Genomic DNA, 12,125 nt, shown 5'->3' on the forward strand with positions numbered 1-12,125 from the left:
CGCGTCCCCTCGCACTGGTCCACTCGATCGCACTGCCTGCCGATCGAAGGACCTCGCATGACCGACACCGCCCGCCGCCCGCTCGTCCTCCCCATGGCGGGGCACGTGCGCGGCAAGCGCAGCCCCGTCACCTGCGCCCTGAAGTGCGCCAACGCGTGCTCGACCGCCGCCTGCAACACCTCGCACAACAGCTCGTTCCGCGACATCGTCGCCCGGCAGATCTCGCGCCGCAGCGCCCTCGGCCTGGGCCTGGCCGGCGCGGTCACCGTCGCCGTCGCCTCGGCCGGCGGCGCCCTCACCGCGGAGGCCGCCGTCGCCGGCGCCGCGGTCGGCGGGTCCCCGCTCGCCTTCACCCCGATCGCCCCGGTGCCGTACACGGTCGATGAGTTCACCGTCCCCGAGGGCTTCGCCTGGCAGCCGATCATCCGCTGGGGCGACCCGCTCTTCGCCGACAGCCCCGCCTTCGACATCCGGAACCAGACGGAGTCGGCCCAGGCCGCGCAGTTCGGCTACAACAACGACTACACCGACATCGTCGAGATCCCCGGCTCGAAGCGCCTGCGCGCCCTGCTGGTCGTGAACCACGAGTACACGAACGAGTCGATCATGTTCCCGGCCGCGCAGCTCGAGGCCGAGCCCGAGCGCGTACGCGCCGTCGGCCGCGCCGCCCACGGACTCAGCGTCGTCGAGCTGGTCCGCACCGCCGTCGACCGCCCCTGGGCGTACGTCCAGGGCGGCGAGCACAACCGCCGCTACCTGCTGGACACCCCCTACGAGGCCACCGGCGCCGCGGCCGGCTCGGCGCTGCTGAAGACCGCCGCCGACCCGACGGGACGCTCCGTCCTCGGCACGCTCGGCAACTGCTCCGGCGGCACCACGCCGTGGGGCACGATCCTCTCGGGCGAGGAGAACTTCAACGGCTACTTCCGCGCGACCGCGACCAGCGACGCCGAGAAGCGCTACGGCCTCACCGACGCCGAGACCGCCCGCCTCTGGGAGCTCGACGACCCGCGCTTCGACGCCCGCACGCCCGGCTACGAGAACGAGCCCAACCGCTTCGGCTGGATCGTCGAGTTCGACCCCTTCGAGCCGGAGTCGACCCCGAAGAAGCACACCGCGCTCGGCCGCCTCAAGCACGAGGGCGCGAACGTCATCGTCGCCCCCGACGGCCGCGTGGTCGCCTACCAGGGCGACGACGAGCGCTTCGACTACCTCTACAAGTTCGTCTCGAAGAAGCGCTACATCGAGGGCGACCGCGCGCACAACAAGACCCTGCTGGAGGAGGGCGACCTCTTCGTCGCGAGCTTCACCGGCGACTCCCCCGTCGCCGAGATCACCGGCACCGGCGCGGTCCCCTCGGACGGCGGCTTCGACGGCATCGGCGCCTGGCTGCCCCTGGTCCTCGACGGCGCGTCGATGATCGCCGGCATGAGCGTCGAGGAGGTGCTCGTGCACACCCGCATGGCCGCCGACATCGCCGGCGCGACCAAGATGGACCGCTGCGAGGACGTCCAGCCGAGCCTGGTCAGCGGCCGGATCTACGTGGCCTGCACCAACAACTCCAACCGCGGCACCGAGGGCAAGGAGGGGCCGACCGAGGTCAATCCGCGCACCGAGAACCGCGACGGCCACATCGTCGAGATCATCGAGGACGGCGGCGACCAGACCGGCCGCACCTTCACCTGGAACCTGCTGATGCTGTGCGGCGACGTCGCGCAGGGCGACACGGTGTACTTCTCGGGCTTCCCGGTCGACCAGGTCTCGCCGATCTCCTGCCCGGACAACCTCGCCTTCGACTCCGTCGGGAATCTCTGGATCTCGACCGACGGGGCCCCCAGCGGCATCGGCTACAACGACGGCCTCTTCAAGGTGGCGCTCGAGGGCGCCGAGCGCGGCCGGGTGGAGCAGTTCCTCTCGGTCCCGCGCGACGCCGAGACCTGCGGGCCGATCGTGCACGACCAGGACCAGCACGTGTTCGTGGCCGTCCAGCACCCGGGCGAGGAGGGCACCTTCGAGGCGCCGAGCTCGTACTTCCCGGACTTCGCTTCTGCGGGAGTCGTCGCCGCGGGTGCCGTCGCGGCGCCGCGCCCGGCGATCGTGCAGATCCTGCCGGCGTCGCAGCTCGTGACGCCGACGCCCACGCCGACCGCGGGGCCGACCACGGCGCCGACGGCGACTCCGACGGCCGGACCGACCGCGGTGCCGACCGCCGCGCCCACCGCCGGGCCGACCGCCGGGCCGACCGCCGGGCCGACCGCGGTTCCGACCGTCGCGCCGACCGGCACGCCCGTCCCCCTGCCCGTGGGCGGCGGCGGCGGACTCGCCTCGACCGGTGTCGAGAGCGTGGGCCTCGTCGCCGGCGCCGCCGCCCTGCTGACCGCGGGTGCGGCCGCACTGGGTCTGGGTGCGCGCCGCCGCGCGGCCGCCACGGAGGCCGAGCCCGAGGCCTGAGCGGGGACGCAGGTCCGTTGTGCAGGCGATCCGACGCTCGGCGGCGCACTCGACGCGGTGGAAAGTGTCTTCCGCCGCCCGGTCGCCTGCACAACGGTCGGACACCTGCACAACGGACGGGCGCCTGCACAACGGGGGCCTGAGGGGTGCGCTAGGTTGAGCGCGATGTCGACCCTCCGGAGCCGCGAGTCCGCGGTCATCGTCGCCGTGCAGCGCTCGCCGCTGGCACCGCCCCTGCGCCCGATCGCCCGCTGGCTCAGCTTCTTCGGCGAGCACGCCGCGGGCTGGCTGCTGCTGGGCGTGGTCGGTGCGTTCGCCGATCCGTCGCGCTTCTGGGCGTGGGCGCTCTGCGACGTCGCGATCGTCGTGGCGCACGGGCTGTCGATCGTGATCAAGCGCGTCGTCCGGCGGCCGCGGCCCCTCGGCGAGGGCGTCGAGGTGCGGGGGACGGCGCCGAGCAAGCTCAGCTTCCCGAGCTCGCACGCGTCCTCGACCACCGCGGCGGCGATCGTGTTCGCGGTGATGCTGCCCGCGCTCTGGCCGCTCGCCGTCCTCGTGGTGCTGGTGATGCTGCTGTCACGCATCGTGCTCGGGATGCACTTCCCGACCGACGTGCTCGCGGGCGCGGCGCTCGGCACGCTCGCGGCGCTGGCCGCGCTGCCGTTCCTCCCACTGCTCTCGTTCTAGCTTCCGGCGCGGGGGCGTCTGCCGTCCGTTGTCCGATCTGCAGGTGATCCGCGCGTCTGTCTTCCGCGCCTCGCTGTGGAAGGCGCCTTCCACAGCGGATCGCCTGCAGATCAGACGGGAGGCTCAGAGGAGGCGGCGGGCCGAGGCCCAAGCGGTCAGCTCGTAGCGGGAGGAGAGCTGGAGCTTGCGGAGCACTGCGGAGACGTGGGACTCGACGGTCTTCACCGAGATGAAGAGCTCGGCGGCGGCCTCCTTGTAGGCGTAGCCGCGGGCGATGAGGCGCATCACCTCGCGCTCGCGGGCCGAGAGGCGGTCGAGCTCGTCGACGGACTCCGCCTGCTCACCGCTGAGGGCGCCGAACGCGTCGAGGACGAAGCCGGCCAACCGCGGCGAGAACACGGCGTCACCGCCCGCCACCGCGAGGACCGCCCGGCTGACCTCGGCGCCGGAGCTCGCCTTGGTGATGTAGCCGCGAGCGCCGGCGCGGATGACGCCGACGACGTCCTCCGCCGCGTCCGAGACGCTCAGCGCCAGGAAGCGCACCGCGTCGAGGTGCGCGGCGCTGCGGCGCAGGACCTCGGCACCGCCGCCACCCGCGCCGCCGGGCAGGTGCACGTCGAGCAGCACCACGTCCGGACGCTCGGCCGCGACCAGCGCGACCGCGGAGTCGACGTCGGCCGCCTCGCCCACGACGTCGAGCTCGGGGGCGAGATCGGCGCGCAGGCCGGAGCGGAAGATGGAGTGGTCGTCGACCAGCACGACGCGGGTCACCGCTCGGCCCCCGCCGGCAGGCGCAGGTGGACCTCGGTGCCCGAGCCGCCCGCTCCGGGCCGCACGGTCGCACTGCCGCCGGCGCGCGCCATCCGGCCGACGATCGACTCGCGGATGCCGAGGCGGTCGCCGGGGAGCGCGCCGAGGTCGACTCCGGGGCCGCGGTCGCGCACGAACACGTCCACCCCGGTGGCCGACGACTCCACGTAGACCGAGACCTCGCCGCCGGCGTGCCGAGCGGCGTTGAGCATCGCCTCGCGGGTCGCAGCGAGCACGGGGGCGGCGCCCGGCACCGAGGCCCCGACCGCGACGACCTCGAGCGTCGCCGGCCAGTCGAGCTCGATCGCGGCGGCGATGGCGCGGATCTCGGCCGCCAGGTCGTTCGCGACCGGGACGTCGCGCTCGAAGAGCCAGTCGCGCAGCTCCCGCTCCTGCGCGCGGGCGATGCGGGCGACCTCGCTCGAGGCGCCCGCCCGGTTCTGGATCAGCGCGAGGGTCTGCAGCACGGAGTCGTGCAGGTGCGCGGCGATCTCGGCGCGCTGCTCCTCGCGCACCCGCGCCGCGCGCTCGCCCATCAGCTCGGTCCACAGCGTGACGACCCGGGGCGCGGCGAGCACGCCCGCGGCGACCAGGAGGACGCCGACGGCGAGGACCGCGTTGACCGCGCTCGGGCGGGCCGTGAGCACGGCGGCCCCGGCGACGACGAGCACGGCGCAGGCGGCGAGGCGGACCAGGGCGGAGGAGCGCGCCGAGCGCGACGGATCGCCGCGGTCGAGTCCGAGACTCCAGGCGACGGCGCCGCCCGAGAGCACCGCGACGGCGGCGAGCGCCCGGGTGACGTCGGCGTCGTCGCCCCCGCGCAGTGCGACCACGACCGAGAGCGTCGCGGCCCCGGCGACGCCGACGAGCAGCACCGCGACCGGAACGGACCGCCGCACACCGCCGGTCTGCGCACCGGAGTCCGGGCCCGCGTCGCGCAGGGGCACCAGCGCCCACAGCCACAGGTAGAGCAGCGCGCCGCCGCCGCCCAGCAGCGTCGCGACGATCATGAGGAAGCGCACCGTCCCCGGGCGCAGGCCCAGGTGCTCGGCGAGCGCCGCGCACACGCCGCCGAGGACCATCCGGCGCGGGCGGCGCAGCGGAGGCCGGGCCGAGGCGGGCCGGCCCGCGGACGATCGGCCCGGGGACGGCCGACGCCGCGGCGGGTGCGCCGCGGTGCTCGGGAGGGTGGGTGTGCTCACCCCTGCATCCAAACAGGTCGTCGGGGTCGCCGGGGCGGGAGTCGGGGTCGGATCAGGGGTTCCCCCGATGGTCGGCGCCTGTGGAGGAGCGTCACACTCGAGCCATGACAGCAGCGAGCACGACCCCGCCGGACCCGGCGCAGGAGACGGCGGGCGACCCACCGGCTCCGGACCCGACGCCGGGAGCCGGCGATCCCGGGAACGGCACTCCCGGGACCGGCACCTCCGGCCCCGGCGCCGCACCCGGCCCCTCCGCACCCGGCCCCTCCTCCGAGAACCGCTTCCTCCTCTGGCTGCGCCCCCTCGATCTCGCCCGCCGGCCCGGCTGGGTGGGCGGCGTCTGCTCCGGCATCGCCGATCGCCTCGGCATCGATCCGCTGATCGTGCGCGGGATCTTCGTCGTGGTCGCGGTCCTCGGCGGCCCGGCCTTCCTCTTCTACGCGGCGGCCTGGCTGCTGCTGCCCGACGAGGACGGCGTGCTGCCGGTCGAGGAGATGCTCCGCGGTCGCCTGACCCGCGTCCACGCCGGCATCGGCGCCCTGGTGCTCGCCTCGATGCTCCCGGTCGCGCAGGGCTTCTGGTCGCTCGGCGGCGCGTACACCGGGGCGGTGCCCTGGGCGCCCGCCACCGGCCGCGCCCTCTGGACGGTCGTCGTCCTGGTGCTCATCGTGGTCTTCGTGGTCTGGATCGCCCGCCGCTCGGGCCGCACCGACCCGGCGCCGCCGCCGTACGGCAGCCCCGAGGGACCCGGCGCCTCGGCCGCCGGCTACCCCGCCCCCACCGGCGAGCCCACAAGCGGCGCTCCCCTCCTCCCTCCGCAGCGCCCGACCGAGCCGCGGCCGAGCACCCCCGAGGATCTCGCGCTGTGGCGCGAGCGCCAGGAGGAGTGGAAGGCCGAGCGGGAGGCGTTCCGCGCCCAGGAGAGCGCGACCGCCCGCGAGACGGCCCGGGCCCGAGCGGAGGAGTCGCGCCTGCGGGCCGCCGCGATCACCGCGGCGCGCCTCGAGCGGCGTCGGCTGCACCGCGAGGCGAACCCGCGGCTGCGGAGGAGCGTCACGCTGCTCGTGCTCGGCCTGGCCGCCGTCGCCGGCGCGATCGCGTCGCTCACCGTCTCCGGCTCGACCGCGACCGTTGTCGGCTTCAGCGTCGCGACCCTGGTGCTCGGACTCGCGATCGTGGCGGCCGGGCTGCTCCGCCGGCGCGCCATCCTCCTGATCGCGGTCTCGGTGGTCACGGTGCTGACGGCCTCGACGGCGTCGCTCGTCCCGCCGGAGCGGCAGCTGCTGCCCCTCCTGAGCTCGTACGGCGTCTCGAACGCGACTCCCGGCAGCTACGCGATGCTGGCGGGCGACCTGCAGATCACGATCGACCCGTCGCTGGGTGCTCCGGGGGAGGTGATCGACGTCTGGCAGGGCGCCGGGAACATCACCGTCATGCCGATGGCCGGAGCGGCGGTCCGCCTCGAGGCGTCCACGGCGAACGGCTACTACTGGCTGACCACCGCCTTCGCCGACGGTGACGTGGGGTCCGACCCGGAGGACGTCGAGTACAGCCGCGACGGAGCCACTTGGACGCAGACCTTCGGCGACCCGGACGCCGAGCCGGTCGTCGTCCGGATCGCGCAGGGCCGCGGCGGAGTCACCGTCTACGACCGGACCGCCGAGGACTCGACCAGCGGCGCCGCACTCGACCCGGACGGCACGGCGACCGCGGAGCCGACCTCGGAGGCGACCGCTGCCGCGACCGACCTCCCGACCCCGACGGACACCGGCGCCCCGACGGACACCGGCGCCCCGACGGACACCGGCGCCCCGACGGACCCCGCCACCCCGACAGACCCCGGCAGCACGACCGGGACCGACAGCACGACCGGGACCGGCAGCACGACCGGGACCGACAGCACGACCCCGACGGAGGCAGGACGATGACCGCGCAGAGCACCACCACCACGCAGACCAGCACCGCCCCCGAGACCGCTCAGCGGCCGAGGATCCGCGCCGGCGCGGTCGTCTGGGGACTGGTCCAGGCCGTCGTCGCCGTCCTCCTGCTCCTCGTCGCCGCCGACGCCGGGCTGCGGACCGCCGTCGTCGACTGGGCGCTCTCGCTCGGTCCGGCCGGAGCCGCCGCGATCGCGATCGCCGCGCTCGGCACGATCGCCCTCCTGATCGGCCTCGTCCGGGTCCTCGACCGGCGCTGACGAGCGGCAGCACCGCGCCCGCCGCCCGGAAGCGCGCAGAACATCAGCCAGGAGTGCCCCTCGTCGCCCGTCAGCGATGAGACCGCCTCCTGGCTGATGTCCGTGCACGCCCCGCGCCCGGAGCGACCGGCGCGCCCACCCGCAACCCCCTAGGCCGAGGCCGGACACGAGCGCAGACTCGCAGTCCGGCCTCGACCGCGCGCGCGAGCGCCCGCGCACGGACAGGCGCCTCCCCCTCCCCGAATCGAGACCGCCGATGCCCGACGCCGCCCGCAGGACGCTCTGATGGAGCTCGGCATCGCCGCCGTCATCGGCGTCGCGGTCCTGGTCGGCGTCGCCGCGTTCGCCCGCCGTCTCGGCGTCGCCGCGCCCATCGCCCTGGTGCTCGCCGGCGTCGGACTGTCCTTCCTCCCCGGCGTCCCCGAGGTCGTCGTGCCGCACGAGTGGGTGCTCGACGGCGTCCTTCCGCCGCTGCTCTACGCCGCGGCGATCAGCGTGCCGTTCGTCGACTTCCGCCGGAACATCGCCACGATCAGCGGCCTCTCGGTGGTGCTCGTGCTGATCTCGGCCGCCGGGATCGGCGCGCTGCTCTTCGTCCTGCTGCCCGAGCTGGGCCTGCCGCTCGCCATCGCGGTGGGCGCGATCATCAGCCCGCCCGACGCGGTCGCCGCCACGAGCGTGGGCCGTCGCCTCGGCCTGCCGCCCCGGCTGCTCACCCTGCTCGAGGGCGAGGGCCTGATCAACGACGCGACGGCGCTGGTGCTGCTGCGCTCGGCGCTGGCCGCCGCGGCCGGCACCCTCGCGACGCCGTGGGCGGCGATCGGCGACTTCCTCTACGCCGTGGTGGTCGCCGTGGTCGTCGGCCTGGTCGCCAGCATCGTGACGGTCTTCGTCCGCTCCCGCCTCGAGGACCCGGTGCTCAACACCGTCGTCTCCTTCGTCGTGCCGTTCGTCGCGTTCATCCCTGCGGAGACCCTGGGCGCCTCGGGCGTGCTCGCCGTCGTCGTCGCCGGCCTGCACACCGGGCACGCCTCCTCCCGCGCCTTCACCGCGCAGTCGCGCGTCAACGACCGCATCAACTGGCGCACCGTGCAGTTCCTCCTCGAGAACGGCGTGTTCCTCCTGATCGGGCTCGAGATCCGCAGCCTGATCCAGGACGCCGACCGCGCCGCCCTGACGATCCCCGCCGCGGTCGGCATCGGGCTGGTCGCCACCGCCGGGCTGATCGTGGTCCGCTTCGCCTGGGTCGGGCCGGTGCTCCTCGGCGAGCGCTGGCAGACCCGCCGGGCCGAGCGGCGGGCGCGCGAGCAGAAGGAGCTGCTCGAGTCGACGGACGGCGTGCGGCCGCCGCGCGAGGAGCTCGGCCGGGCCAAGCGCCGCTACCAGCTGCGCCGCTCCGACTACCGCCACTTCAGCAGCAACGGCCTGGGCTGGCGCGGCGGTCTCGTGCTGGGCTGGTCGGGCATGCGCGGAGTGGTGACCCTCGCCGCCGCGCAGTCGCTGCCGGAGGACATCCCGTACCGCCCGCAGCTCGTGCTGATCGCCTTCACCGTGGCGGTGTCGACGCTGCTGATCCAGGGCAGCACCCTGCCGCTGCTCATCCGCGCCACCGGGATCCGCGGGGTCGACGTGCTCGAGGACCAGCGCGAGCTCGCGGGCCTGCTCGACGAGATCACGGAGAAGGGGCTTTCGGTCCTCGAGAAGCCCGGCGAGGTGGTCGAGGGCGTCGACGACGTCGACCCCGACGTGCTCGAGCGCGTGCGCCAGACCTCCTTCCTCCGCTCGGAGGCGGCCTGGGAGCGGTCGCGCGGCTCCCAGCGCGACACCGCCGACACTCCGCACCGCCTCTACCGGGCGCTGCGGCTCGCCGTCGTCTCGGCCGAGCGCGAGGCCCTGCTCGACGCCCGCTCCCGCCGCGCCTACCCGCAGCGGATCCTCGGCCAGGCTCAGGCGCTGCTGGATCTCGAGGAGACCCGGCTGCGGCTGCGGCGCGGATCGACGTCGTAGCGGCGGACCCGGACGAGGCCCGACCCGCGACCTCAGCCCGTGGTCGTCCGCGTCATGATCGCGACGACGAACAGCCCCGCCCACAGCGCGCCGCAGACCAGCAGCCGCAGGTTGCCGAGCACGATGTCCTCCGGCGCCGACGCCCGCCCGCGCTCGATGTCGAGGGCGTAGAGGAACAGCGCCGCGCCGAACGGCACCACCGACGCCATCGACCAGAGCGAGTTCTCGCCGTTGATGAACAGTGCCCAGAGCGCGTAGGAGATCATCGTCAGCGACGCGGCGACCGACCAGATGAAGCGCAGGTACCCCGGCGTGTAGACCTTGAGGGTCGAGCGGGTGTGGCTCTCCTCCTTGCCCTCGCTCTGCAGCTTCTCGGAGTAGCGCTTGCCCGCGACCATGAACAGCGAGCCCGAGGACACCGCGAGCAGGAACCACTGCGTCAGCGGGATGTCCGCGATGGCCGCGCCCGAGATCGCGCGGAGCACGAAGCCGCCCGCCACGATCAGGATGTCGATCACCGGCTCGTGCTTGAGCCAGAGGCAGTACGAGATCTGCATCACCAGGTAGGCGGCGAGCGTCGCCGCGAACCAGGTGAAGCCGAGGAGGAAGGTGACCAGCACCGGCACGATCATCAGCACGAACGCGGCCGGCCAGGCGACCTTCAGCGGCAGCGCGCCGGAAGCGATCGCGCGGAAGCGCTTCTTCGGGTGCACTCGGTCCGACTCGACGTCGAGGAGGTCGTTCAGCAGGTAGCCGCCGGAGGAGGCGAGGCTGAACGCGATCACCCCGATGACGGTCGCGACGAGGATCTCGGGCTCGAGGATGCGCGCGGCGGCGACCGGAGCGGCCAGCACCAGGACGTTCTTCAGCCACTGGCGCGGACGCATGGCGGCGACGAGTGCGCGGGCGGTGTTCACGACGTCTCCCTCTCGGGGAACAGGGCCTGGAGCGGCCGGATCGGGCGGGATCGGGGTGACGCGGGCCCAACCTACAATCGGGGGTGAACGCGCTCCATCCGCCCGGATCCGCAGCGCTCACGACCGGAGCACCACGGAGGGAAGCGCATGCGGACGGCCGCGCTGTACGTCGTCTTCGCGATCCTTGCAACGGCGGTGAATCTGGGCACTCAGATGCTCGTCGAGCTCGCCGTCGACGCGGAGTGGGCCACGATCGCCGCCGTGCTCGCGGGCACCCTGACGGGGGTGATCGCCAAGTACGTGCTCGACAAGCGCTTCATCTTCAAGCACGAGACGATGAATGCGGCGCACGGGCTGAGGACGTTCCTCCTCTACGGCGTGATGAGCGGCGTGACGACCCTGATCTTCTGGGGCTTCGAGTTCGGCTTCGACTATCTGTTCGGCACGGACTTCGCCCGCTACACCGGCGCCGTCATCGGCCTGGCCATCGGCTACGTCGCCAAGTACCACCTCGACAAGAACGTCACGTTCTCCGGCCCACGAGAGGAGCCCGCATGACCACCCCCGTCTCCTCCTGGGGCCTGCTCTCGCGCGACGAGCACCGCGTCACCCGGATCACGAGCATCGAGCAGGCGCAGGCCGCGCTCGCCGCGGGCGACAGCGGCATCGCCTACGGGCTCGGCCGCAGCTACGGCGACGTCGCGCTCAACGGCGGCGGGCGCATCTGGGACTTCAGCGGCTTCGACCGCCTGCTGGCCTTCGACGACGAGACCGGCGTGCTGCGGGCCGAGCCGGGCGTGCTGCTGCGCGACGTGCAGGCCGTCTTCTCCCCGCGAGGCTGGATGCTGCCGGTCACTCCCGGGACCAAGAACGTCACCCTCGCCGGCGCGATCGCGAACGACGTGCACGGCAAGAACCACGCCTCCGCCGGCACGATCGGCCGGCACGTGCGCTCCTTCACGCTCCTGCGCAGCGACGGGTCGTCCTCGCGCTGCACGCCCACCGAGAACGTCGAGCTGTTCCAGGCGACGATCGGCGGCCTCGGGCTCACCGGGCTGATCGTCGAGGTCGAGCTCGAGCTCGCCCGCGTCCCCGGGCCGTGGCTCGTCAGCGAGGACGTGCCCTTCCAGACCCTCGACGGGTACCTCGATCTCGTGCACGAGTCGATGGACGTCTTCGAGCACACCGTCGCCTGGATCGACGTCACCACGGGCGGCGGGCGTCGGGGGGTCTACTCCCGCGCGGACAGCACGGCCGCCCCGGAGCTGCCGGAGACCCGGCCGGGCTCGCTGAAGGTGCCCTTCGCCTTCCCGCTCTCGGTCGTCAACCGCGCCACGCTGCCGCTGCTCAACCGCGCCTACTACCGCCTGAAGGCGACCCGCGCCCGCCGCTCCGTGCAGCACTACGAGCAGTTCAACTACCCGCTCGACGCGATCGAGGGCTGGAACACGATGTACGGTCCGCGCGGCTTCTACCAGTACCAGAGCACCGTGCCGTGGGAGGGGGCGCTCGAGACGACCCGCGAGATGCTCGCCCTGATCGCGGCCTCGGGCACCGGCTCCTTCCTCGGCGTGCTGAAGACCTTCGGGGCGCTGGAGTCGCCGGGGCTGCTGAGCTTCCCGGCGCCCGGGGTCTGCTTCGCGCTCGACTTCCCGAACACGCCCGTCGCGCTGCCGCTGTTCGAGCGCCTCGACGCGCTGGTGCTCGCCGCGGGCGGCCGACTGTACCCGGCGAAGGACGCGCGCATGACGCGCGAGATGTTCGAGGCCGGCTTCCCGCGCCTCGCCGAATTCGCCCTCCAGCGCGACCCGGGGATCTCCTCCGGCTTCTCGCGCCGAGTCCTCGGGAGCTGAC

10 protein-coding genes are annotated in these 12,125 nt (G+C 73.9%); 7 read left to right on the top strand and 3 right to left on the bottom strand.

Features of this window, described 5'->3' with window-relative positions; genetic code table 11:
- Positions 1–57 precede the first annotated feature (57 nt).
- Both MT355_RS09675 and MT355_RS09680 read left to right on the top strand, forming a co-directional pair.
- The gene (locus MT355_RS09675; protein WP_243599368.1) at positions 58–2,451 is read left to right on the top strand and encodes an alkaline phosphatase PhoX; all 2,394 of its coding nucleotides are present in this window, start codon (positions 58–60) and stop codon (positions 2,449–2,451) included.
- A gap of 165 nt (positions 2,452–2,616) precedes the next feature.
- Entirely contained in the window at positions 2,617–3,138 is a 522-nt protein-coding gene (locus tag MT355_RS09680) for a phosphatase PAP2 family protein (protein WP_123447180.1), read from the top strand.
- 123 nt (positions 3,139–3,261) lie between these two features.
- On the opposite strand, the gene MT355_RS09685 is transcribed toward MT355_RS09680, so the two are convergent.
- Positions 3,262–3,909, bottom strand: a complete 648-nt coding sequence (locus MT355_RS09685; protein WP_123447181.1) for a response regulator transcription factor — start codon at positions 3,907–3,909, stop codon at positions 3,262–3,264.
- Positions 3,906–5,150 carry an ATP-binding protein gene (locus tag MT355_RS09690; RefSeq protein WP_243599369.1) on the bottom strand — a complete coding sequence of 415 codons (1,245 nt, stop codon included), beginning with the start codon at positions 5,148–5,150 and terminating at the stop codon, positions 3,906–3,908. Before MT355_RS09690 ends, MT355_RS09685 begins: the two co-directional genes overlap by 4 nt.
- 104 nt (positions 5,151–5,254) lie before the next feature.
- On the opposite strand from MT355_RS09690, the gene MT355_RS09695 reads away from it, so the two are divergent.
- The 3 genes from MT355_RS09695 (at position 5,255) to MT355_RS09705 (ending at position 9,354) form a co-directional block, all read left to right on the top strand.
- Positions 5,255–7,078: a PspC domain-containing protein gene (locus MT355_RS09695; protein ID WP_243599370.1), complete on the top strand. Its 1,824-nt coding sequence runs from the start codon at positions 5,255–5,257 to the stop codon at positions 7,076–7,078.
- Positions 7,075–7,347: a hypothetical protein gene (locus tag MT355_RS09700; protein WP_243599371.1), complete on the top strand. Its 273-nt coding sequence runs from the start codon at positions 7,075–7,077 to the stop codon at positions 7,345–7,347. Before MT355_RS09695 ends, MT355_RS09700 begins: the two co-directional genes overlap by 4 nt.
- Positions 7,348–7,632: 285 nt before the next feature.
- Entirely contained in the window at positions 7,633–9,354 is a 1,722-nt protein-coding gene (locus MT355_RS09705) for a sodium:proton antiporter (RefSeq protein ID WP_243599372.1), read from the top strand.
- A gap of 32 nt (positions 9,355–9,386) precedes the next feature.
- Here the strand turns inward: MT355_RS09705 and MT355_RS09710 are convergent, their stop codons facing one another.
- Positions 9,387–10,271, bottom strand: coding sequence for a decaprenyl-phosphate phosphoribosyltransferase (locus tag MT355_RS09710; protein WP_123447195.1), 885 nt, complete (start codon positions 10,269–10,271; stop codon positions 9,387–9,389).
- A 147-nt stretch (positions 10,272–10,418) separates the two neighbouring features.
- Between MT355_RS09710 and MT355_RS09715 the strand changes: the two genes are divergently transcribed.
- Positions 10,419–10,829, top strand: coding sequence for a GtrA family protein (locus MT355_RS09715; RefSeq protein WP_123447196.1), 411 nt, complete (start codon positions 10,419–10,421; stop codon positions 10,827–10,829).
- Complete coding sequence (locus MT355_RS09720; protein ID WP_243599373.1) at positions 10,826–12,124, top strand: FAD-binding oxidoreductase; 1,299 nt, start codon at positions 10,826–10,828, stop codon at positions 12,122–12,124. Before MT355_RS09715 ends, MT355_RS09720 begins: the two co-directional genes overlap by 4 nt.
- Position 12,125 lies beyond the last annotated feature (1 nt).

It is taken from the genome of Rathayibacter sp. VKM Ac-2929 (assembly GCF_022815495.1).
Classification (GTDB): domain Bacteria; phylum Actinomycetota; class Actinomycetes; order Actinomycetales; family Microbacteriaceae; genus Rathayibacter; species Rathayibacter festucae.